Genomic DNA, 22,200 nt, shown 5'->3' with positions numbered 1-22,200 from the left:
CGGGGGCGGGCCGCCGGCCGGGGGATCAGGGGATCACGTGAAGGGATCTCCGACGCGGAGCCGCCTTGGCTAGGCTCGGCGCATGGACATCCTGGGAGCCACGCTGCGTGTCTGCGTCGACGATCTGGAAGCCGCGGTCCCCTTCTACGAGCGGCTGGCCGGCACCCCGGCGCTGCGGTTCGAGCGGGCCGGGGTGCAGGTGGCGGCGGTCGGCTGCTTCCTGCTGATGAGCGGGCCGGAGGCGGAGCTGGAGGTGCTGCGCAAGGTCACGGCGACGATCGCCGTCACGGACGTGGACGAGGCGTACAAGACGCTGACCGAGCTGGGCGCGGACGTCGTCGCCGGCCCCGTTGCCACCCCGGTGGGCCGCAACCTGATCGCCCGCCATCCGGACGGTTCCGTCTACGAGTACGTGGACCGCCGCGGGGCCTGAGCCGGCGCCCGTCAGGAGCGGCCGAGGGCGGCCACGACCACGTCGGTCAGCAGGGCGCCCGCCGTGCCGTCCGGGTCCAGGTCGGGGTCGTAGATGGTGACGTTGAGGCCCGCGCAGTGCGGGGAGGCGAGCAGCGGCCTCAGCAGGGCGACGAGTTCGTCGGGCTGAAGGCCGTCCGGGTCGGGGCTGTCGACGGCGGGCATGACGTCGGGGTCGAGCACGTCGGCGTCCAAGTGCACCCAGAAACCGTCCAGTTGGGGGATCTCGAAGGCCTGTACGGTGGCCCGGGCGAGGGTGTCCGGGCCCCACTCGCGCAGCTGTCCGACCGTCACGACGGGGATCTTCAACGCGGCGAGTTCGGCGGAGTCCTCCTCGAAGCAGTCGCGGATGCCGAAGAACCGCACGTCCTCGTCGCGCAGATAGGGCCTGAGGCCCTCCAGGTTCGTCAGGTCCTCCTGTCCGCGCCCGGTGGCCAGGGCGACCTCCTCGCCGCCCGCCGCGCCGACGTGGTCGGAGTTGCCCGGATGGCGGAAGTCGTGCGAGGCGTCGACCGCGGCCAGACCGTAGCGGCCGATGCGGCGCAACGCGAGGGAGGCGCCGAGCTGGATGGAACAGTCCCCGCCGAGGACGACGGGGAAGTCACCGGCGCGCACATGCCGCTCGATACGGTCGGCGAGCTTGCGGGTGTACGTGGCGAGGGCGGCCGCGTTGAAGACGCCGTCGCCCTCCCGCCAGTCGCCGCGGTCGTAGCGCGGCGGGACGACGACCCCGCCCTCTGCGGCGCCGAGCCGCCGCACGATCCGCTGCTCGCGCAGGGCGCCGGCGAGCTTGTAGCAGCCCGGCACGGTGCCGGGGGCGGGGGGCCGCAGCCCCAGGTTGGAGGGGGCGTCCAGCACGACGAAATTCCGCATGCGCCGCATCCTCTCCGACGTATGGTCGACAGTCCACCGAGTTCCGCGGCGAGCGGCGAGCGGCAGAAGGAGCGCACGTGAGCGAGCAGCACACCTACCGGGTGATCGTCCGGGGCACCTGGGACGGTCTCACCGACGAGGCCCGCGCCCGGCTGCTCGCGGAGGCCGGCGACCACGGCCTGAGCGGCATGCGGTTCACCGAGGACGGCACGCTGTCCTACGAGCCGCCGCTGAACCACTTCTCGATGCGCTATGTGGTGGTGTCGGACGCGGCGGACGGTCCGGAGATGGCGGGCGCGCTCGCCGAGGACCGCGCCGAGACGCGGCTGCGGGAGCTGGGCTACGGCTTCACGGGGCTGCGCTCGACGGTCACGGACCTCGACACCATGAAGATCAACCGGAAGGGCGGGAAGCGCGCCGGGGCCGCGTCTCGGCGGTGATCGCCCACCGTTCGTGGTCCCGCCACGCCCCGTCGATGTAGATCATCTTCGGGGAGAAGCCCTCCAGTCGGAATCCGCAGGCGCGGGCGAGGGCGATCGAGGCGGCGTTCAGTGGCTGGACGTTGATCTCCAGCCGGTGCAGCCGCATCGGCCCGAACGCGTGCCCGACGACGAGGTCGAGTCCCTCGCGCATCAGTCCGCGCCCGGCGGCGTGCGCGAAGGCGCCGTAGCCGAGGGCTCCGCACTGGAAGCCGCCCTCGACGATGTTGTTGATGTTGATGAAGCCGGCGATGGCCCCGTCGTCCTTGGTGCAGACGAGGAACCCGGCCTTCGTGGGGTCCTCGATCAGCCGGCCCGCGTACGCGGTGTACGCCTGGGCGGTGGCCGGCGGGAACAGCCACGGGTGGTGCAGGTCCTTGCTCTCCCGGACCCGTGCGGTGAACTCGGCCCCGTCCGCGTAGGTGAAGTGGCGTATGCCCACGCGGGGGCCCTCGGCGAGGTAGCGGGACGCGGTGTGCGGCATCGGCCCAGGGTACGACCGGGTCAGTGGCGCCGTCTGCGGAGGTAGGCGGCGTACGCCCCGCACAGTGCGCCGATGAGGCCGGTGGCGAGCAGCGCCGCCCACAGCGGCATCGTCACCACGGGGATCAGCAGTCTGATCTCCGTGCTGCTGGTGTTCTCGAAGACGAAGATCAGGGTGAGGACGGCGAGCGTCAGCACCCCGATCCGGGCGGGCGTCCACACCAGCCGTCCGCCTCCCGCCCTGCGGCCGCGTTCCGAGGTCTTCCGGCTCATACCTCCAGGGTGGGACCGCGACGGCCGGCCCGCACGGCGGGGCGCCCTCCCGGTGGCGGGCACGCCGCCCGCAGGTCATCGCAGGGCGGGCGCGTCCAGGGTGAGCGTGCCCGCGTCCGCGTCCAGTTCGGCGCCCACCCCGAACGGCACGGTCAGCGCGCCCTCGCAGTGCCCGAAGCCGAGTTCCTCGACGACGGGCACACCGAGCCCGCCGAGCCGGTCGGCGAACACCGGCCGCAGCTCCTCGTAGGAGCCGCACCGGTCCCAGGAGCCGAGCGCGATCCCCGCGACCCCGTCGAGCCAGCCGGTGCGCAGCAGCTGGGTGAGCGCCCGGTCGACGCTGTACGGCTGCTCCCCCACGTCCTCCAGCAGGAGCAGCCCGCCGCGGGCGCCGGAGCGGGTGTGCGGGGTGCCGTAGCCGGTGGCCAGGAGGGCCAGGCAGCCGCCGAGGGTGACGCCCCGCGCCCGGCCCGGGGCGAGCGGGGTGACCGCGGAGGTGAGGGTGCGGACGGTCTCCGGGGCGAACAGGGTGGCCTTGAGGTGTTCCTGCGCGCGGGCGCTCTTGACGAAGTCGACGCCGGCGGCCACCGGCCCGTACAACGTGACCAGGCCGAGGCGGACGGCGAACGCCTCGTGCAGGGCGGTCGCGTCGCTGAAGCCGATGAACACCTTCGGCCCGGCGGCCCGCATCGCCTCCCAGTCGAGCAGGTCGACCACGCGCTGGGCGCCGTATCCGCCCCGCGCGCACAGCACGGCGTCGACGGCCGGGTCGCACCAGGCACGCTGGAGGTCGGCGGCCCGGTCGGCGTCGGTGCCCGCGAGGTGTCCCAGCTCCCGGTGCCGGTCCAGGACGTGGGGGGCGACGACCGGGTCGAGGTCCCAGCCGCGCAGGATGTCCACTCCGGCCGCGAGCCGCTCCTCCGCCACGGGTCCGCTGGGCGCGACGACGGCGACGCGGGCGCCGGGGGCGAGGCGGGCGGGCCGCAGAAGGTCGTTCACCGCGTGAGCTCCAACGTCGGGATGCCGGGCGGACGCAGCCCGAACACCTGAGCGTACAGGGAGAGCTCGGCCTCCAGCGCGCGCCGCACGGTGTGTGCCCGCCGGAACCCGTGCCCCTCCCCCTCGAAGACGAGGTGGGCGTGCGGCACCCCGCGGCCCGCGAGCCGGGCGAGGAGGCGTTCGGCCTGGACGGGCGGGCAGATCACGTCGTCCAGGCCCTGGAGCAGCAGGATCGGCACGGTGATGCGGTCGGCGTGCTCGACGGGGGAACGCTGCGCGTACCGGGCGGGCACCTCGGCGAGCGGTCCGACGAGGGTGTCGAGGTAGCGGGACTCGAAGTCGTGGGTGCCGCCCGTCGCCCAGGCCACCGGGTCCAGGACGGGGTAGGCGATCGTGCCGCAGGCGTAGACGTCGGTGCCGGCGAGGGAGGCGGCGGCGGTCCAGCCGCCGGCGCTGCCGCCGCGGATCGCCAGCCGGTCGCGGTCGGCGGTGCCCTCGTCGGCGAGGGCGAGGGCGACGGCCGCGCAGTCCTCGACGTCGACCACGCCCCACTGCTCGCGCAGCCGGTCGCGGTACGCGCGGCCGTACCCGGTCGACCCGCCGTAGTCGACCTCGACGACCCCGATGCCCCGGGAGGTGAGGTAGGCGATCTCCAGGTCCAGCACGAGCGGCGCCCGGTCGGTGGGCCCGCCGTGCGCCCGGACGACGTACGGCGGCAGCTCGGCGCCGGGGGCGACGCAGCCGGGGTTGTGGGGCGGGTAGACGTGCCCGTGGACCGGGCGGCCGTCGGGCCCGGTGAAGGTGCGGATCTGCGGCTCCGGGTAGTACGCCGGGTCCACGGTGTCGTGGTGCGCGGCGCCGATCACCCGGGCGTGGCCGGTCGCGGTGTCCACTTCGACCACCTCGTGGGCGCTGCGCGGGCTCGCCCCGACGGCGACGACCCGGTCGCCCAGCACGGCGAGGGTGGGCGTGAACTCGGTCCATGGTCCGGCCACGTCGACGACCGCGCCGCTGTCCGGGTCGAGGATGCCGAGCGCGGCGGCGCCCCGGCCGTGCACGACGGCGACGAGGCCGTCCGCCAGCGGGGCGAACCAGCGCAGCCCGAGCTTCCACAGCGGCCCGCCGAACTCCTCCTCGCGCGGGCAGACCGGCCGGTGGTCGCGGTACAGGTTCCACCAGCCCGTGCGGTCGCTCGCGTACAGCAGACGGCCGTCGGCCGACCAGTCGACCTGGGCGATCGACTCGTCCGGCCCGCCGGCCACCGTCCGTGCCCCGCCGAGCGTGCCGTCGGCGCCCACCTCGGCGACGACCACCTCCGTGCCGTCCCACGGCATGCGGGGGTGGTCCCAGGCCAGCCAGGCGGCCCGCCGGCCGTCCGGCGAGAGCCGCGCCCCGGTGACGAACCGCCGCCGTTCGTCGGTGAGTTCACGCACCGCGTGCCGGTCCCGGCGGGCCGAGCCGTCCAGCGGGACGGCGGCCAGCACCCGGCGCACATCGGTGGGCCCGTCCCCGGTGAACTCCTCCATGACGCACCACACCTCACCCCGGTCGAGCAGCAGCCGGGGTTCCGCCCAGCGCAGCCCGCCGCCCACCGGTGAGACCGGGGTGAGCGGTCGGGGTTCGCCGCCGGGCTCCCAGAGGTACAGCCGCTGGTCGGCGAAGTGCGCGAACACCACGACGGCCCGCCCCGCGTGCACCGCGCCCGCCCAGGGCTGTCCGCCGTACTCGAGGACGCGGCTGCGCACGTTCCAGGGGGCGGGCAGGACGGACTCCTCGGTGCCGTCCGCGCGGCGCCGCACGAGGGTGCGCCGGCCGTCCTCCGCCGGGCGGGGCTCGGTCCACCAGATCTCGTCACCGACGAAGCCGACGTACTCCGGACGCCCGTCGTGCGCGGCGGCGAGGCGGGCGTCGAGGGGTGAGGGCCAGGACCCGTGGGGCAGGATGCGCACGCTCGTCCCCGCTCGCCTAGGCCGTGCGCAGGAAGCGGTCGAGGACGTCGACGCCGAAGTGGAGGGCCTCCACCGGGACACGTTCGTCGACGCCGTGGAAGAGGGCCTGGTAGTCGTAGCCCTCGGGCAGCTTCAGCGGCGCGAAGCCGTAGCCGGTGATCCCGAGCCGCGAGAACTGCTTGGCGTCCGTACCGCCCGACATGCAGTACGGCACCACGTGCCCCTCGGGCGCGAACTCCTCGACCGCGGCCCGCATCCGGCGGTAGGTCGGTGACTCCACGGGTGCCTGGAGGGCGACCTCGCGGTGGGCGAACTCCCACTGCACGTCCGGTCCGACGAGTTCGTCGAGGGTCGCGCGGAACTCCTCCTCGCAGCCCGCGAGATACCGGCCGTCGACGTACGCGACGGCCTCCCCGGGGATCACGTTGACCTTGTAACCAGCCTCCAGCATGGTCGGGTTGGCGCTGTTGCGGACGGTCGACTCCACCAGCCGGGCGGCCGGTCCGAGCTTGTCCAGCAGCGCGTCCACGTCGTCGAGGCCGGTCTCGATGCCGTACAGCGCGGCGAGTTCGGTGAGCGCGGCCCGCACGGTCGGCGTCAGCCGCAGCGGCCACTCGTGCTCCCCGATGCGGGCGATCGCTCCGGCGAGACGGGTCACCGCGTTCTCCCGGTTGACCTTGGAGCCGTGCCCGGCCCGCCCGCGCGCGGTCAGCTTGATCCAGCCGGTGCCGCGTTCCCCGGCGGCGATCGGGTAGATCTGCCGTCCGGCGCCGTCGTGGAAGGTGAACGCGCCGGACTCGCCGACGGCCTCCGTGCAGCCCTCGAAGAGGTGCGGATGCCGGTCGGCGAGGAAGCCGGCCCCGTCCACCGCGCTGGCCTCCTCGTCGGCGGTGAACGCGACGACGAGGTCGCGCCGGGGCCGCAGCCCCTGCCGGGCCCAGGAGCGCACCACGGCGAGGATCATCGCGTCCATGTTCTTCATGTCGACCGCGCCGCGCCCCCACACCACCCCGTCGCGCACCTCGCCCGAGAAGGGGTGCACGCTCCAGTCCGCGGCCTCGGCCGGCACGACGTCCAGGTGACCGTGCAGGAGCAGCGCGTCCGCGGCCGGGTCGGTGCCCTCGATCCGGGCGACGACGTTGGTCCGGCCCGGCGTGCGCTCCACGAGGGTCGGCTCCAGGCCCGCCCCGGCGAGCAGTTCGGCGGCGTACTCGGCGGCGGGCCGCTCCCGGCAGTCCCCGCCGCCCCGGTTGGTGGTGTCGATCCGGATGAGGTCCGAGGTGAACCGCACGACCTCGTCCCTCGCCTGCGCGTCAGCCATACTGCTCCTCCACCGCCGCCGCGACGACGGTCGTGACGGCCTTGAACGTGCGAATGCCCTCGTACATGGTGCCGCTGGTGTAGCCGGCCCTGCGCTCACCGACGCGGGCCACGCCGGGCACGAGGGTCGCGGCCATCGCCAGGTGCTCGGCGTCGAACTCCACGGTGACGGTGAACGGCCCGGCGTGCACCGGTTCCTGGCGGACCGCCAGCCGGGTGGCCGCTGCGGCCGCCGCCCGGATGTCGGCGGCGGTGCGGGCCGGGGTCCGGCACACGGCCGCGTACCGCGACACATGGTCCTTGACGGCCACCTTCAGCGCCTCAGGCGCGTATCCGAGCGCGTCCTCGCAGGCCACGTCGTCCCCGGTCACCAGCACCACCGGCACTCCGTACTCGGCGACGACACGCGCGTTGAGCAGCCCCTCGCTGGCCCGTACGCCGTCCAGCCACACCCCGGTGATGGAGTTGGCGAGGTAGGTGTGGGCGAGGACGCCCTCCTCCCCGGCCCCCGCGTGATAGCCGACGAACGCGATGCCGTCGACGTCGCCGTGCTGGACGCCCTCCACCATGGACAGCGACTTGTGCCGCCCGGTGAGCAGGCGCGCCCGCTCGTCGAGCCGTTCGAGCAGCAGGTTGCGCATGGTCCAGTGGGCCTCGTTGATCAGTACCTCGTCGGCGCCCCCGTCGAAGAACCCGAGCACGGCGGCGTTGACGTCCGAGGTGAACATCGCCCGGCACCGCTCCCACTGCGGTGTCCCCGGCAGCACGTCCGCCGGCCAGGTCACCCCGGTGGCGCCCTCCATGTCGGCGCTGATGAGGATTTTCATGGTGCGTCACGTTACGCGCCGGCGAGTGGACTTCCTACGAGGACTGGGCCGGCGAGCACTCGGCGGCCCCGCCCGCCTGGAGCGCGCGGAGCAGGGCGCGGGCCTCTTCCACGCAGGATTCGGGTACCTGGATCTCCCGGTAGATGGCGAGAGCCTGTTCCAGGGCCTGCCCGGCGGCATGACGATCACCGAGTGCCTGCTGGGTCCGGCACAGGTGGATCAGGGCTTCCGCCTCGTTGTAGCGGTGGCCCAGGGCACGGTGGATGGCCAGGGCCCGTTGGTGGCAGGTGAGCGCGCGGCGGTGATCACCGGCGTCCTGGTAGGCACAGCCGAGGGTGTCCAGCGTGGCGGCCTGCCCGCGCCGGTCGCCCAGCTCTGTCTGGATGCCCAGTGCCCGGTGACAGTGGTCCACGGCTTCCTGGTGGTTGCCCTGCCGGCCATGGTCCCAGGCCACGGCGTTGAGAGCGCGTGCGAGCCCGGGACGGTGGGCGAGCGAGTCGAACAGGTCGAGGGCCTGCCGGTCGTGCCGCAGTGCCGCGTGTTGATCGCCTTCGCGCTCATAGAGCCAGCCCAGCGCGAGGTGGGTGTGGGCCTGTGACAGGGCGTCGCCGTTCTCCGCCGCGATGGTGAGGGCCCGCGTCAGCTCCGAGTATGCCGTCCGGGTGTCGCCGGCCTCGGTGCGCTCCCAGGCCAGCGCGCGGTGGGACTCCGCCTGAGCGGCCGGATTCTTCAGCCTGGTCGCGGCGGCGAGGGCGGTGGTGTGGATCGCGGCGACATCGGTCCAGCGGCCACGGCGGGTGAGGAACGTGGTCAGCGCCCAGGCCAGCTGCCAGGTGTGGGTGTCGTGTCCGGCACGTGCGGCGTGGGGGACCGCGGCGATGAGCACGGGGTGTTCGCGCGTGAACCAGGCCATGGCCTGCTCGTGGCTCGTGATGTCCTCGGGGCGTACGCCCTCCGCGGTGGGTGGTAAGTGGATCGGGTCCCGATAGGGCAGCAGCAGCCGGTCGGCCGCAACCGCCGTGAGCAGGTAGTGGTCCAGCACCCGGGTGAGTGCCGCTCGGCTCTGACAGCCGTCTGTGACATCGGCCAGTTCGATGGCGTAGGCGCGGAGGAGGTCGTGGTAGCTGAACCGTCCTGGAGCGTGCTCCTGGAGAAGGTGGGCGACCTGTAGCCGGCGCAGAACGGTGCGGAGCCGGGCGGCGGGCAGGGCTGTGAGGCTGGCTGCCGCGGGCAGCGAGATGTCGGGGCCGGGGGCTTGAGCGAGCTGCCGGAACACCTGGGCGGTCTCATGGTCGAGGGCCTGGTACGAGGAGGCGAAGACGGTCCGCACGTCCATACCGCTCTCGCCGGTCTCCAGGACGTCCAGCCGGTGGGCCGAATCGCGCAGTTCCGCCGCCAGCGCGGTGAGCGTGAGGGCGGGGTTCGTGGAGATCCGGGCGGCCAGAACACTCAGGGCCAGCGGCAGCCCGGCGCAGTGGTCCACCAGCGCGGTGGTGGCGTCGGGCTCGGCGGTGATGCGTTCCGCGTCAGCGAAGAGGCCGAGCAGTTCGCGTGCCGTGGTGTGGTCGAAGGTTCCCAGGGTGACGTGGACGGGCTGGTGCGAGGCGACCAGGCCGGTCAGCTGGTGGCGGCTGGTGATCATCACGGTGCAGGTGGGGCTGCCGGGGAGGAGCGGCAGAACGTGCCTGGTGTCGCGGGCGTTGTCCAGCATGATGAGCATGCGTTTGTCCGCCACGAGGCTGCGGTAGAGCGCGGCCTGGGTGTCGGGGTCGGCGGGGATGTCCTCGGCGTCGACTCCGAGCGTGTCCAGGAATCCCCTGATCACCAGGGACGGGTCGAGGGGTTCCGCTGAGGGGGTGTAGCCCCGCAGATCGACGAAGAGCTGCCCGTCGGGGAAGTGGCGGAGATGGTCGTGGGCCCAGCTCAGGGCCAGCCACGTCTTGCCGGTGCCCCCGGCGCCGCAGATCACGGAGACCGGCATCGCGGCGCGTCGTTGCTCCTTCGGAGCGAGCAGTTCGTCCAGGTGGCGCAGTTCACCGGCGCGGCCGATCAACCGCGTCGCAGGGGCGGGGAGCTGGCGGGGGACCGGCCTCGCCGCAAGGGCCGTCGGCGTCCTCGGCGGAGGGGCCAGCACCGCGTCGTTGGTCAGGATCTGCTGGTGAAGGGTGCGTAAGTGCGGACCCAGGTCGACGCCCAGTTCCTGCGCCAGCCGCCGCCGGACGTCCTCGTACGCGCTCAGGGCGTCAGCGGTGTGCCCACTGCGGTACAGCGCCAGCAGGTACTGGCCGGCCAGACGTTCGTCGAGGGGGTGCTGCTCCACCCATCGGGACAGCTCGGCCAGCAGCTCTCCATGGTGGCCGAGCCTCAGCAGGACGTCGTTCCGGTCCAGCACGGCGGCCCAGCGCTCGCGCAGCAGACTTTCCCGCAGCGTTCGGAACCACGGTGTATCACCGAGTTCGAGCGGCTCGCCCAGCCACAGAGTGAACGCCTGCTCGAACAGCATGGCGGCCTGGGCGGCTTCGTCGGCTGCGCGTGCCTGTTCGACGAGGAGACGGAAGCGGTGCAGGTCCACGGTGTCCCGGTCGACGACCAGTGCGTAGCCGCCGGAGCGCCGGGCGATGACCGCGTCCTTCTCCGCCGGTGCCAGCGCGCCCCGCAGGCGGGACAGGTAGCTGTACAGCGTCCCCTTGACGCGCTGCGGCGGCCGGTCCCCCCACACCCGTCCGATGAGCTGCTCCGTCGACAGGTGACGAGGCGCCTCGACGAGCAGCACCGCCAGCACCGAACGCTGCTGCGGAGGGCCCAGTTCCAGGGCCACGCCGTCGACGTACGCCGCGATGTCGTCGAGTAATCGGAATTCGACCGCCATCACACCTCCCCGTGTGCCAGCTCACCTTTCCCCAGTGGCTTTCACCAGCCAATTCAAGATTGCGACAAGGTTCGACCATGGTCGGCCGGACAGGCTGTTCAGCGTTGTCCCGGAGATCGCCTGAGCCCGTGCGGCTCTGTACGGACATATGGCGATCTGCGATGCGAGCCGTGGCCGAAAGGAGGCACCCCGTGGATGTCCGGTATCCGGCCTACTGCCTGGCGGACAAGAGGTTCTACGACTCGCCGGACCGCGTGCGGCCCGGTGGCGGATGGCTCGACTTCCGCGACAGCGTCCGCCTGCCTCCCGGATGGCAGCAGGAATCCGACGGACAGTGGACGCGCGTACGGCCGCCGGCGGGAGGCGCCGAACTGCCCGCGCAAGGCTGGAAGATTCACGTTTCGGCCACGACCGAAAACGCGGTCGCCGTCCTGGAGTGTGTATCCCGGTACTGCTTCGAACAGCGCCTTCCTTTCAAGTTCCTTCCCAACTCGCTCGTCTTCCAGTCGAGGAACGCCAAGTACGCCCCTCGGGAAGCGAGCGGCAAGTTCATCACGGTCTACCCGCGGGACGTCGCAGAGCTGGAGCGCGTGCTGCGCGGGCTCGACCGGGACCTCGCCCGCGCGCCGGGTCCGTACATCCTCAGCGACCTGCGCTGGAACGAAGGCCCGCTGTACGTGCGTTACGGCGGCTTCGCCCTGCGCTTCGCCTACGCGGAGGACGGCAGCCGGACACCGGCCATCGAGCGGCCCGACGGCGTGCTGGTGCCCGATCGGCGCGAGCCGGTGTTCACCGTTCCCGAGTGGGTCGAGATACCGAAGTTCCTGGCCGATGCGGCAGCCCCGCGGGTGAACTCGGAACAGCCCGTGGAGTTTCCGTACGAGATAACCGGCGCGTTCCACTTCTCGAACGGCGGCGGAGTCTACCGGGCGCGGAGGCTGCGCGACGGAGCGGAATTGGTTCTGAAGGAAGGCAGGCCGCACGCGGGCCTCGACCGTATTGGGCGCGACGCGCCGGCCAGGCTGCGGGCGGAGCATGCCGCGATGGTCGCTCTCAAAGACATTCGGGGTGTTCCCCGGGTCTACGACTACCACGCTCTGGGCGGTCACGAGTTCCTGGCCATGGAACACGTTCCGGGAATCTCTCTGCAGAAATGGATCACCATTAACTATCTGCATCTCAGAGAGGCGGGCGAGGGCACGACCAAGGATTACTTGACATCCGTGGGGCACATTCTCGGCCAGATCGAGGAAACGCTCACGGCGGTGCACGACCGGGGATACAGCTTCAACGACCTCCAGCCGAGCAACGTCATGATCGACGACGACCTGAACGTGTCATTGATCGACTTCGAAGCGGTGCAACCCCGGAACTACGCGGGGCCCCGCGCCCTTGGCACACCGGGCTTCGCCGCGCCACCGTCGTTGAAGGGCGCCGACGGCGACCTGTACTCGCTGAACGCGCTACGGCTGTTCCTGTATCTGCCGCTCACCTCCGTCCTGGAACTCTGCCCGCCCCAGGCGACGACGCTGATCGCCGCGGCCCGCGAGAGTCTGGGCCTCGACGACAGCATCACAGAACCGCTGGCCCGCGCGCTGGCCGCAGCCGGCCCCGCCGCCTCCGGACTGCGCCCCGCGGACCCCCCACTGGCTTTCGGATCCGCCGCGGGACCCTGGGACACCCATACGGCTGCCTTGGTCGCGTCGATCCGCGCCACAGCCACGCCCGATCGGCGCGACCGGCTGTTCCCCGGAGACATCAGTCAGTTCTACGACGGAGGCGGCGGCGTGGCATTCGGCGCCGCGGGTGTCGTGGACACGCTGTTCACCGCCGGTGAGGCCGACCTCGACGGCTACATCGAGTGGCTCGGACGCGACCTGCGCTCCGGCCCGCTGCCCCGCCTGGGCTTCTACGACGGGATGGCAGGCATCTGCCACGTTCTGTACAAAATGGGTCATTCCGACACCGCCCTCGATGTCTACGACAGGATCGTCGAGGAGAGCCGGTCCTTGCCCGGGACCAAGCTCTACGACGGGCTGTCCGGGATCGGGCTGACCAGCCTGGACTTCTACCGCCGGACGGGGAACCACAGCTATCTGGACCATGCTGTCCAGACCGGCGCCACGGTGGAGAAGGCCATCGAGGCCGGAGCCCTCGCCCTGGGCCCGCGCACCCTGCCCGCCGATGCCGCGCCGCGGAACGGCCGCGGCAATTCCGCCGACAACTTCACCGGCGGTCTGCTGTACGGGTGGTCGGGGCCGGCGCTGTTCATGGTGCGGCTCTACGAGGTCACGCGTGACGATCGCTGGCTGCGGGCCGGCCTTGCGGCGGCGCACCGGGACCTTGACGGATGCGAGCCCCTGGGCGACGGCACGCTTCAGGTGAGGAACGGATCACGGGTCCTGCCCTACCTCGCCACGGGAAGCGCCGGCGTCGCCCTCGTCGGTGACCTGCTGCTGAACCACCGGCACGACGACCGTCTCGCAGAGTCCTTCGAGTCCCTGAGCCGGGCGTGCGCCCTCGAGTTCTGCATCGGTGGTGGGCTGTTCAACGGCAGGGCGGGACTGACGGGGGCGCTGCGCCAGATCGCGCGGCGACTTGACTGGCCCGACCTGGAAACACGTGTCGACCACGGTGTCCAGGCCCTCAACCTGCACGCCCTGTCCGACGAACACGGTCTTGTCTTCGCCGGGGAGCAGAACCTGCGCGCCTCGACCGATCTGGCCACCGGTTCCGCCGGAGTTCTGCGCCTCATCAACGTACTGACCGGGCGCTGCACCGAACTCCTGCCCTTCCTGGGCCCGGACCCATGGGTCCCGGCCCGTCCGGATCCCTCGGCTGACGCCCCGCGCCCAACGGGGGAAGCAGCGCGGCAAGCAGCCGAGAGCCCTGTCGCGTCGACCCGGGAGAGGAGGTGAAGACCATGACCAACTTCGTACTCGCCCTGCAGGCGATGGAGTCGGAGCCCGGCGCTCCGGACACCCTCGCCAGTGGCTCGACGTCGTTCTGCTGCGACTGCAGCTGGATCAGCACCACCTGCTGACGCAGTCCCCGATTGCGCCGGGGTGTGGGACCGCAGGCGGTTGCCCGCCCCGGCGCAGTCGGCCGGACCGCACAGAACCAGTTCCGCGCACAAGGCAGAAGGGCCGCTCCATGGCATTGCTCGCAGGAGGTCGACGATGAGCCGGGCACAGCGCGTCGGAGTGCGCGAGCTGCTGTACTACTTGCGTGGCCATCTGCCGGTCATGGCGCTGGCGGCGCTGCTGTCCCTGCTCGCCGCGGCCGGCACGCTGCTGCAGCCGATCCTGATCCGCTCCCTGATCGACGCCATCTCCGCGGCACGATCGACAGCGGCACCGGCGGCCATGCTCACCGGCCTGCTTCTGGGAGCCGCCGCACTCAACGGGGTGCGGGACTATCTGCTGCGCCGCACCGGAGAGAGGCTGGTGCTGAGGGTGCGTGAACGGCTCGCGGCGCACGTCCTGCGACTGCCGATCGCGGAATACGACCACCGCCGCACCGGTGACCTGCTGTCCCGGGTCGGTGCCGACAGCAGCCTTCTCCGCTCGGTGGTCACCTCGGGGCTGTTCGAGCTGGCCACCGGCGGCCTCATGATCCTGGGCGCGGCCGTCGCGGCCTTCCTCGTCGACCCCGCGCTGTTCCTCGTCACCTGTGCCGGCATGACGGTGGGGCTCACCGGCGCCGCCCTGATCGCGCGCAGGACGCGTCCGCTGACCGAAGAGGCCCAGGCGCTTCTCGGCGAGATGACGTCCGGCGTCGAGCGGGCCATCCGGGGTGCCCGGACCATCCGTGCCGCCCGTGCCGAGCAGCGTGAGACCGAGGTCGTCGAGGACATCGCCCGCCGAGCTTACGGGGTGGGAGTCCACCAGGCCCGGCTGCAGGCGCTCATCAACCCGCTCGCTCACATCGCGACCCAGGGCGTCCTCCTCCTTGTGCTGGGAGTGGGGGGCAGCCGCGTCGCCGGCGGGGAGCTGTCCGTGGGCGACCTCGTGGCATTCGTGCTCTTCCTGTTCTTCCTCATCCTGCCGGTGGGGCAGGTGGTCAGCGCCAACTCCCAGTTGCAGGCCGGCCTGGGCGCGCTGCAGCGGGTCGAAGACGTGCTGTGCCTGCCGACGGAGACCGCGGACGACACCCGGGTCGACAGCGCCGCCGTGGCGCCCCGGCCGTCCCGTCACGATCCGGCGGGAGTCGCCGCGATCACCTTCGACGACGTCACCTTCGGCTACGCGTCGGGCGAGCCGGTCCTCAGGAACGTGAGCTTCACCGTCCCCGCGGGCACGCGCACGGCGCTCGTCGGCCCGTCCGGCGCGGGCAAGTCCACCGTCCTCGCCCTGGTGGAGCGCTTCTACGACGTCACCTCCGGCTCCATCCGGATCGACGGGGTCGACCTCCGCGACCTGCCGCGCGACCAGCTGCGCGCCCGGTTGGGGTACGTGGAGCAGGAGGCACCCGTGCTGGCCGGCACGATCCGCGGCAACCTCACGCTCGGCGCGCCCGAGGCCACCGACGAGCAGCTGCTGGCGGTGCTCCACACCGTCAACCTGGTCGGTATCGCGGAGCGCTCACCGCTTGGCCTGGACGCCGAGGTCGGCGAAGGCGGCGTGTTGCTCTCCGGAGGCGAACGCCAGCGTCTGGCCATCGCCCGCACGCTCCTGGCCGCTCCGCCGATCCTGCTGCTGGACGAGCCCACCAGCAACCTCGACGCGCACAACGAGGCCGCCTTCCGGCACGCGGTCGACGCCGCCTCCGCCGGCCACACGCTGCTGATCGTGGCGCACCGGCTCGCCACTGTCGTCGACGCCGACCAGATCGTCGTCATGGACGGCGGTCAGGTGGTGGCGGTCGGCAGCCACGACGAACTGACGCGGACCAACCCGCTCTATCGCGAGCTGGCCACCCACCAACTGCTGATCGCCTGAACCCAGGGAGACATGATGAGCACCTCAGAGGCGGGGGTCACTCCGAGCATCGCCATCATCGGCGCGGGGCCGCGCGGAACGTCTCTCCTCGAACGGATCGCCGCGAACGCGGCGGAGTTCCTCCCGGACGGACTCCTGGACGTGCACGTCATCGATCCCTGTCCGGCCGGCGGCGGTCTCGTGTGGCGTCACCGTCAGTCGGCCCTGCTCTGGTCGAACACGAGAGCCGACGAATGCACGCTGTTCACCGATGACACCGTGGACTGTGACGGTCCCGTCGTCCCCGGGCCGACGCTCTTCGAATGGGCCACCCAGCTGTCCCAGGGCACTCTCGACCTCCCCGACGGCTACCGCCCGAGGCCGGAGAGCCTCGCCGAGGCCCAGCGTGCGCACAGGGGCTGGTTCAGTACCCGGTCGCTCGTCGGTGACTACCTGACCTGGGTCTTTCGGCGCACGGTCCGGACCGCCGCGCCGCGGGTCCGGGTCCACACGCATCAAGCGCTCGCCCTGGACGTCTGTGACCTGCGCGCCGGACGGCAGCGGATCACCCTCGGCGGCGGCGACACGCTGGACGTCGACTTCGTCATCCACGCGCAGGGCCACATCCCCGTCCGTCCCCGTGGCGGCGAGGAAGTCCTGGCCCGGAAAGCCGCTGCTCATCGGCTCACCTATGTGCCGCCCGCGTCCACCGCCGACATCTCGCTGGATCCGATCCGGCCGGGAGAACCCGTGATCGTACGCGGCCTCGGCCTGACATTCATCGACGCCATGGTCCTGCTCACAGAGGGCCGCGGCGGCCGATTCCACCGGGACGTGGGCGGAGAACTGCGTTACACGCCGTCAGGGCGGGAACCGCTCATCTACGCGGGCTCCCGGCGCGGAGTGCCGTACCGCTGCAAGTTCGCCTACGCGCTGCGGCGGCCTCCCGCCGAGCACCCGCGGCACTTCCGGCTCGAAGTCCTGGAGAACAGGCCCCTGGACTTCACCGCGGACCTGTGGCCGCTCATCGCGAGAGAGCTGAACGAGGCCGGCTACCGCGAGCTGGCCACCTCGCACTCCGACTGCCTGGCCATGCCCCCGGACGCCTTCCTCGCTCGCCTGTCCGAGGTGGCGTGGAACACCCCCGAGTTCAAGGACCTCATCGCGCACGCGGTCCCTCACCGCGAGGACCGCATCGACATCGAAGCTCCGGACCAGCCCCTGGTGGGCCGCCGCTTTCCCGACCACGCGGCACTGCGACAGTGGATGACCGATTACCTCGCCGCTGACCTGGCAAGGGGGCGCGACCCCCGCCACAGCGCTCATCTTGCCGTCCACCACGCCCTGTTCTCCGTGATGAACACCCTCTGGGAGGTGGTGCGGAACGGGTTGATCTCTCCGGGCTCCGGGGATCAGGGCCTACCCGCCTTCGTCTCCATGTGCCGGTTCCTCACCAGCGGACCACCTGCTCCACGACTCGAACAACTCCTGGCGCTCGCGCGCTCCGGCATCGTCCGATTCCTCGGGGCCCAGATGGAGACAGCCTGCCGGGACGGTGTGTTCGAGGCGCGCTCCAGCTCCGTGGACACGACGGTGCGCGCACATGCCCTGCTGGAGGCCCGCCTGCCTCGCCGGCCTCTTTCCTCCACGACCGATCCCCTGCTGCTCCGGCTCATCGAGCGCGGCGACATCCGTGAGGAGACGCTGGTCGACCCCGCCACCGGCCGCCGACAGCCCACTGGCGTCATCGACACCGCCGACGGCCGTCCGCTGCGCGCGGACGGAACGCCCCACCCGGCCCGGCTGACGACCCATCCGGGCGACTTTCCCCGTCCCCGCGCCAACTCCCCTTTCCTGCGCCAAAGCGACACCGCGGCGCGCAAGGCGCTCCTGCACGTCGCGCAGTCCCTGTGAGTCGGAACGGGCCCCCGCGGCCCGGCGCACACGCCGCTCTGCTGTGATCTTCCCGGCGGAACCCTCCGCCGCGACCACACGAAACGGGGAACGGTCATGACCACGCCCACCCTGGCGCCGGAACGTTTCGAGGCCGAGCGGCCTCGGCTGCGGGCGATCGCCCACCGCATGCTCGGCTCGCTCGCCGAGGCCGACGACGCGGTGCAGGAGACCTGGCTGCGGGCGTCGCGCGCCGACGTCGGCGAGGTGAACGACCTCACCGCCTGGCTCACCACGGTGGTGGGCCGGGTGAGCCTGAACATGCTGCGCGCACGCCGCACACGCCGCGAGGAGCCGCTGGAGGCACACGACGCGCCGGAGGACGGTGATCCCGAGGAGGAGGCGGTGCTGGCCGACTCGGTCGGGGTGGCACTGCTGGTCGTCCTGGACACGCTGACGCCGGCCGAGCGGCTGGCGTTCGTCCTGCACGACCTGTTCGCGGTGCCGTTCGACGCGATCGCCCCGCTGATCGAGCGCACGCCCGCCGCGGCCCGGCAGCTCGCCAGCCGGGCCCGCCGACGGGTCGGCGGACGCACCCCCTCCCCCGCCGCCGACGCGGCCCGGCAGCGCGCGGCGGTCGAGGCGTTCCTCGCGGCCACCCGCGCCGGGGACTTCGAGGCGCTCGTGACGCTGCTGCATCCGGACGTGGTGCTGACCGCCGACCGGTTCGTCGTCCCGACGCCGCAGCCGGTCACGGTCACCGGTGCCCGTCCCGTCGCCGAGGGCGCGATGGCGGCGACCGGCCGGGCCCGGTTCACCGGCCTCGCGCTGCTCGACGGCCGTGTCGGCCTCGCGATGGCCCCGCTGGGCAGGCTGCGGCTGGTCCTCCTCTTCACGGTCGCCGACGACGGCATCACCCGCATCGAGGTCGTCGCGGACCGCGAGCGGCTGGACGGCGTCGAGGTGGCCGTGCTCGACGCCTGAGGAACGGGTGCGGGGTGACCGGTCGGACCGGTCACCCCGCACCCGTTCGCGCGCCCTCAGAACCCCAGGACCAGCGACGCCGCCGCGGGCGCCGCGTAGATCAGCGGGAACGGCACGTGCGAGAACCAGCGGGCCCGCACCACGGTGACGACGGCCCCGAGGAAGTACAGCACCAGACCGGCCGCGGCGAGCACGCCGACCACGGGCAGGAACAGCCCGGCCAGCAGACCCGCCGCGCCGGCGGCCTTGGCCACGCCCAACCACGGCCACCACGCGCGCGGCACGCCGTAGTCGGCGAGCGGCTTCACGGTCCACTCGGCCCGGAAGAAGACGGAACCGGCCGAGAACCCGGCCATGACGGCTCCCAGGACGGTGACGACGACGTAGGCGGTGGACATGGCGGCGGCTCCTCATCGGATCGTGGCTTCCTTCACCTGCCTGACACCCGGCGCCGCGCGCATGTGACAGGGAGAAGCCGCCGTTCTCTGTGACGGTCGTCACACGGCCCGGGCGACCACCAGCCACTTCGACGGCAGCTCGATCCGAGTGCCGTCCGCGGTGAACTCGGTGGTGGTGAGCGGGAGGTCCCCGGAGGCGAGGACGGTGAGCCCGGCGGCGCGCACATAGGCGGAGAGCGCGTCGTCGGCCACCTCACCCGGGTTGATGCCGTGCCGGAACACCGGTGTGAGCTTCGCGGGCGGCCCGTCGGGGCTCTGGGCCAGTGCGCCGAGGACGGGGCCGGCGGCCTCGGACAGCTCCACGAGGAAGCCCCGGCCGCGTTCGCCGAGCAGCGCGGCGAACCCGTCCATCAGCGCCTGCCGGTCGGCGGGCTCGCACTGGTGCAGCACGCCCCGCATGTAGACGTGGGAGTCACCGAGTTCGGCGTGCAGCGCCTTGGCCTCGGCGTCGTCGGCCGCGTCCAGCAGCCGGTACGTCGCCTGCCCGGTGGGGTCGGCGCGGCGCGCGTGGTCGAGGGCCGCGGCGGCCAGGTCGACGCCGACGACGTGCGGGAAGCGGTCGGCGAGGAAACGCGTCTGGGTGCCGTTGCCGCAGCCGAGGTCGATCAGCGGCAGCCCGAAGTCGGTGAGATGGGGCTCGAAGAAGGCGAGATGGTGGGCGGCGGTCACCGCGGGGGCCGCGTCCCAGAACACCGCGCCCGGCTCGTCGGGGGCCTCGCGCCAGAAGCCCTCCCAGGCCTCCCGGTACCGACTCGTCACGCTCATGCACAACTCCCCAGGTGAGCGGCTGATCCGCCGTAAGCGACGGGCGAGTACGGTTTATCGTTCCCCGGCGGTGCGGACAAGCACGACGGCCGGAACTTCACGCCGCGTTCGAAGGGCGTACGGCCCGATTCCCCCCGCTCAGCGCCTGGGCAGGGTCAGCTCGAACCACACGGACTTGCCCCCGCCGGTACGGCTGGTCCCCCACTCGCGGGCCAGCCTGCTGACCACCCGAAGTCCTCGCCCTGCCTCGTCGCGGGGCCCGGCGCTCAGCAGGGTCGGCAGGTCGTGGTCGTCGTCGTCCACCTCGCACAGCAGCGTGTCCCCGCGCACCAGCCGCAGGGCCACCGGCTGCGCGTGGGAGTGCCGTACGGCGTTGGTGACCAGCTCGCTGACCATCAGCTCGGCGGAGTCGACGAGCCGGGCCAGGCCCCAGTCGTGGAGCTGCTCGCGGACCACGGCGCGGGCCCGGCCGACCTGGGCCGGGTCGAGGGGGAAACGCCACTCGGCGACGTCCTCGGGCGCGATGCCGTTGAGACGGGCCATGAGCAGGGCCACGTCGTCCTTGCGGCCGCCGCGCGTGTTGAGGGCGCGGATGATGGTGTCGCAGGCGTCGTCCATGGAGGCGGCCGGGTGGGCGGCCGACTCGCAGAGCGTGGCGAGCCCCACGCCGATGTCCTCGCCGCGCACCTCGACCAGCCCGTCGGTGCACATGACCAGCCGGTCGCCGGGCCCCACGCGCACGCGTACCGCCTCGAACGGCACCCCGCCGACACCGATCGGCGCGCCCGTGGGCAGGTCCAGCAGCTCGCTGCGGCCGTCGTCGGCGCGGACCAGCACCGGCGGGATGTGGCCCGCGTTGGCGAGGTGCAGCTCGCCCGCTATCGGGTCGTAGACGGCGTACAGGCAGGTCGCGAGGTAGGTCTCGCCGAGCCGCTGGGCGAGGTCGTCCAGGTTGCGCAGCAGCCGGGCGGGCGGCAGGTCGAGCGCGGCCATGGTCTGTACGGCCGTACGCAACTGGCCCATCATGGCGGCGGAGTTGAGGCCGTGGCCCATGACGTCGCCGACGACGAGTGCGGTGCGGGCGCCGGGCAGCTTCACGGAGTCGAACCAGTCGCCGCCGACGCGCCCGAGCAGCGTGCCCGGCAGATAGCGGGTGGCGATGTCGCAGCCCGCCATCCGCGCCGGGATGTGCGGCAGCATGCTGTCCTGGAGGGTCTCGGCGACGGCCTCCTGGTAGGTGTACATGCGGGCGTTGTCGAGCACGAGGCCCGCGCGGGCGGCGAGTTCCGCGCCGGTGACCCGGTCCATGTCGTTGAACTCGGCGCGCTCGGGGTGGCGCAGCAGGATCATGAAGCCGAGGACGACGTTGCGGGCCTTCAGCGGTACGACCAGCATGGAGCGGTGCGTGATGAGCGGCCGGATGTCGCGCTTGTCGAACTGCGAGGCGATGGCGTGGCCCATCTGCTCGCTGATGCGCGGCACCAGGACCGGCTCGCCCGTCGTCATGCACTGGAAGAACGGTGTGTGCGCGGGGAAGGGCATGGCCTCGCCCACGGGCACGACGTCGTCCCAGCGGCCGGGTTCGTCGGTGTGCTCGACGGCGACCCGGTGCCACAGGGTGGTCGTGTCCGGCACGCCCTCGGGGAACCCCTCACCGGCGACGACCTGTTCGCGCAGATAGGTGCCGGCGACGTCGGTGAAGCGCGGGACGACGGCCTTGCTGACCTCGATGATCGTGCGGGACAGGTCGAGGGAGGTGCCGATCCTGCCGCTGACCTCGTTGAGGAACTCCAGGCGCTCGCGGACGGCGGCGTACTCGAGGTCCTCGCCCTCGTCGGCCGGGTCCGGCGGCAGGGGTCTGCCCTCGGCGGCGGCCCGCGCGGCCCGCTCCCGGCGCGCCCTGCGCTGCACCCGCCGGGACACCCCCCAGTCGGGGGTCACCGGAACCCGGTCGTTCTGGCTGAACTCCAGGACGGGGTAGCCGAGTTCGAGGACCTGCGCGACGATGCGGGCGCTCTCGCCGACGCTCATGCTGGGCAGGATCTCGGGGAGCCTGCGGGCGAGTTCCTCGGCGCCGGGGAAGTCGGTGTGCAGTGCGAAGCCGGGCGCGACACGCTCGACGAGCAGCCGGTCGCCCTGGTCGGGCCGGAGCAGCCCCTCGGCGTCGGCGGCCAGCACGAGCAGCCGCTCACGCCCGGGCCCGACGAGCGGGTACGCCCACCACAGCACGTCGGCACGGTCCCGGCCGGGCACGGTCAGCCGGGCCCGTCCGGACGCCGGATGGCTCAACTGGCCGTCGAGGGAGGTCTCCAGCCCGGGGCCGAGACCGTCGTAGGTCATGTGGTCGCCGTACGGGAGGTCGTCGTCCACCTCGGGGAGGGCGCCGGAGACGGGGAGCAGGTCGAGCGCGGGCCGGCCGATCGCCTCGTCCTTGGCGGCGCCGAAGAGGCGGCGGGCGCCGGCGCTCCAGTGCGAGACGAGGCCGGCGCGGTCGACGAGGACCACGGCGAGCGGGACGCGCCCGGCGCCGGAGGGTTCGGCCGCCGCACCGCTGTCGGCCCCGCGGCCGAAAGGCGCGTCCCTCTCGGTGCCGTGGTCCATGGCCCAGGCCCTCTCTCCCCAGAGCTGCGCAAGATCT

The 22,200-nt window shown here is 72.4% G+C and carries 17 protein-coding genes; 6 read left to right on the top strand and 11 right to left on the bottom strand.

Translation table 11 applies throughout. From position 1 onward, the window contains the following. Positions 1-82: 82 nt before the first annotated feature. On the top strand, positions 83-433 hold the full coding sequence (locus ALMP_RS30460; RefSeq protein ID WP_264934079.1) for a VOC family protein: 351 nt from the start codon (positions 83-85) through the stop codon (positions 431-433). 11 nt (positions 434-444) lie between these two features. Here the strand turns inward: ALMP_RS30460 and ALMP_RS30455 are convergent, their stop codons facing one another. After that, positions 445-1,344, bottom strand: coding sequence for an arginase family protein (locus ALMP_RS30455; RefSeq protein ID WP_264934077.1), 900 nt, complete (start codon positions 1,342-1,344; stop codon positions 445-447). Positions 1,345-1,421: 77 nt separating this feature from the next. Between ALMP_RS30455 and ALMP_RS30450 the strand changes: the two genes are divergently transcribed. After that, complete coding sequence (locus tag ALMP_RS30450) at positions 1,422-1,784, top strand: DUF6204 family protein (RefSeq protein ID WP_264934075.1); 363 nt, start codon at positions 1,422-1,424, stop codon at positions 1,782-1,784. On the opposite strand, the gene ALMP_RS30445 is transcribed toward ALMP_RS30450, so the two are convergent. From ALMP_RS30445 to ALMP_RS30415, 7 genes are all read right to left on the bottom strand, one after another. Next, positions 1,738-2,307 (bottom strand): GNAT family N-acetyltransferase, encoded by a 570-nt coding sequence (locus ALMP_RS30445; protein ID WP_264934073.1) that lies wholly within the window; start codon positions 2,305-2,307, stop codon positions 1,738-1,740. The genes ALMP_RS30450 and ALMP_RS30445 overlap by 47 nt on opposite strands. Before the next feature lie 20 nt (positions 2,308-2,327). Beyond that, complete coding sequence (locus ALMP_RS30440; RefSeq protein WP_264934070.1) at positions 2,328-2,579, bottom strand: LapA family protein; 252 nt, start codon at positions 2,577-2,579, stop codon at positions 2,328-2,330. A 75-nt stretch (positions 2,580-2,654) separates the two neighbouring features. Continuing rightward, positions 2,655-3,578, bottom strand: coding sequence for an LD-carboxypeptidase (locus tag ALMP_RS30435; RefSeq protein ID WP_264934069.1), 924 nt, complete (start codon positions 3,576-3,578; stop codon positions 2,655-2,657). Next, the gene (locus ALMP_RS30430; protein ID WP_264934067.1) at positions 3,575-5,527 is read right to left on the bottom strand and encodes a prolyl oligopeptidase family serine peptidase; all 1,953 of its coding nucleotides are present in this window, start codon (positions 5,525-5,527) and stop codon (positions 3,575-3,577) included. Before ALMP_RS30430 ends, ALMP_RS30435 begins: the two co-directional genes overlap by 4 nt. 16 nt (positions 5,528-5,543) lie before the next feature. Further along, positions 5,544-6,848 carry a M20/M25/M40 family metallo-hydrolase gene (locus tag ALMP_RS30425; RefSeq protein ID WP_264934066.1) on the bottom strand — a complete coding sequence of 435 codons (1,305 nt, stop codon included), beginning with the start codon at positions 6,846-6,848 and terminating at the stop codon, positions 5,544-5,546. Further along, positions 6,841-7,674: a M55 family metallopeptidase gene (locus tag ALMP_RS30420; RefSeq protein ID WP_264934064.1), complete on the bottom strand. Its 834-nt coding sequence runs from the start codon at positions 7,672-7,674 to the stop codon at positions 6,841-6,843. The genes ALMP_RS30425 and ALMP_RS30420 overlap by 8 nt, the downstream gene beginning before the upstream one ends. Positions 7,675-7,708: 34 nt before the next feature. Continuing rightward, a complete protein-coding gene (locus ALMP_RS30415; protein WP_264934063.1) occupies positions 7,709-10,543 on the bottom strand; it encodes a BTAD domain-containing putative transcriptional regulator in 2,835 nt (944 codons plus the stop codon). Between the two features lie 191 nt (positions 10,544-10,734). Between ALMP_RS30415 and lanKC the strand changes: the two genes are divergently transcribed. The 4 genes from lanKC (at position 10,735) to ALMP_RS30395 (ending at position 18,339) form a co-directional block, all read left to right on the top strand. After that, on the top strand, positions 10,735-13,461 hold the full coding sequence (gene lanKC / locus ALMP_RS30410) for a class III lanthionine synthetase LanKC (RefSeq protein WP_264934061.1): 2,727 nt from the start codon (positions 10,735-10,737) through the stop codon (positions 13,459-13,461). 261 nt (positions 13,462-13,722) lie between these two features. Then, on the top strand, positions 13,723-15,483 hold the full coding sequence (locus ALMP_RS30405) for an ABC transporter ATP-binding protein (RefSeq protein WP_264934059.1): 1,761 nt from the start codon (positions 13,723-13,725) through the stop codon (positions 15,481-15,483). A gap of 12 nt (positions 15,484-15,495) precedes the next feature. Then, the gene (locus ALMP_RS30400; RefSeq protein ID WP_264934057.1) at positions 15,496-17,376 is read left to right on the top strand and encodes an FAD/NAD(P)-binding domain-containing protein; all 1,881 of its coding nucleotides are present in this window, start codon (positions 15,496-15,498) and stop codon (positions 17,374-17,376) included. Positions 17,377-17,472: 96 nt separating this feature from the next. Further along, complete coding sequence (locus ALMP_RS30395; RefSeq protein WP_264934056.1) at positions 17,473-18,339, top strand: sigma-70 family RNA polymerase sigma factor; 867 nt, start codon at positions 17,473-17,475, stop codon at positions 18,337-18,339. 56 nt (positions 18,340-18,395) lie between these two features. Here the strand turns inward: ALMP_RS30395 and ALMP_RS30390 are convergent, their stop codons facing one another. The 3 genes from ALMP_RS30390 to ALMP_RS30380 all read right to left on the bottom strand — a co-directional run bounded on the left by ALMP_RS30390 (position 18,396) and on the right by ALMP_RS30380 (position 22,163). After that, the gene (locus ALMP_RS30390; RefSeq protein WP_264934055.1) at positions 18,396-18,737 is read right to left on the bottom strand and encodes a DoxX family protein; all 342 of its coding nucleotides are present in this window, start codon (positions 18,735-18,737) and stop codon (positions 18,396-18,398) included. Between the two features lie 99 nt (positions 18,738-18,836). Then, positions 18,837-19,562: a class I SAM-dependent methyltransferase gene (locus tag ALMP_RS30385; RefSeq protein ID WP_264934054.1), complete on the bottom strand. Its 726-nt coding sequence runs from the start codon at positions 19,560-19,562 to the stop codon at positions 18,837-18,839. A gap of 138 nt (positions 19,563-19,700) precedes the next feature. Next, positions 19,701-22,163, bottom strand: a complete 2,463-nt coding sequence (locus tag ALMP_RS30380) for a SpoIIE family protein phosphatase (protein WP_264934052.1) — start codon at positions 22,161-22,163, stop codon at positions 19,701-19,703. Positions 22,164-22,200 lie beyond the last annotated feature (37 nt).

The organism is Streptomyces sp. A012304, from assembly GCF_026008495.1.
In the GTDB taxonomy this organism is placed as follows: domain Bacteria; phylum Actinomycetota; class Actinomycetes; order Streptomycetales; family Streptomycetaceae; genus Streptomyces.
The sequence above is the reverse complement of the archived record's forward strand: the minus strand, read 5'-3'. Positions and strand labels throughout refer to the sequence as shown.

Coding starts and splice junctions, on each gene's coding strand:
- ALMP_RS30390 (WP_264934055.1), bottom strand. CDS start 18,737: ATGTCCACCGCCTACGTCGTCGTCACCGTCCTGGGAGCCGTCATGGCC.
- ALMP_RS30415 (WP_264934063.1), bottom strand. CDS start 10,543: ATGGCGGTCGAATTCCGATTACTCGACGACATCGCGGCGTACGTCGAC.
- ALMP_RS30460 (WP_264934079.1), top strand. CDS start 83: ATGGACATCCTGGGAGCCACGCTGCGTGTCTGCGTCGACGATCTGGAA.
- ALMP_RS30380 (WP_264934052.1), bottom strand. CDS start 22,163: ATGGACCACGGCACCGAGAGGGACGCGCCTTTCGGCCGCGGGGCCGAC.
- ALMP_RS30395 (WP_264934056.1), top strand. CDS start 17,473: ATGACCACGCCCACCCTGGCGCCGGAACGTTTCGAGGCCGAGCGGCCT.
- ALMP_RS30445 (WP_264934073.1), bottom strand. CDS start 2,307: ATGCCGCACACCGCGTCCCGCTACCTCGCCGAGGGCCCCCGCGTGGGC.
- ALMP_RS30400 (WP_264934057.1), top strand. CDS start 15,496: ATGATGAGCACCTCAGAGGCGGGGGTCACTCCGAGCATCGCCATCATC.
- ALMP_RS30440 (WP_264934070.1), bottom strand. CDS start 2,579: ATGAGCCGGAAGACCTCGGAACGCGGCCGCAGGGCGGGAGGCGGACGG.
- ALMP_RS30405 (WP_264934059.1), top strand. CDS start 13,723: ATGAGCCGGGCACAGCGCGTCGGAGTGCGCGAGCTGCTGTACTACTTG.
- ALMP_RS30425 (WP_264934066.1), bottom strand. CDS start 6,848: ATGGCTGACGCGCAGGCGAGGGACGAGGTCGTGCGGTTCACCTCGGAC.
- ALMP_RS30385 (WP_264934054.1), bottom strand. CDS start 19,562: ATGAGCGTGACGAGTCGGTACCGGGAGGCCTGGGAGGGCTTCTGGCGC.
- ALMP_RS30420 (WP_264934064.1), bottom strand. CDS start 7,674: ATGAAAATCCTCATCAGCGCCGACATGGAGGGCGCCACCGGGGTGACC.
- ALMP_RS30455 (WP_264934077.1), bottom strand. CDS start 1,344: ATGCGGAATTTCGTCGTGCTGGACGCCCCCTCCAACCTGGGGCTGCGG.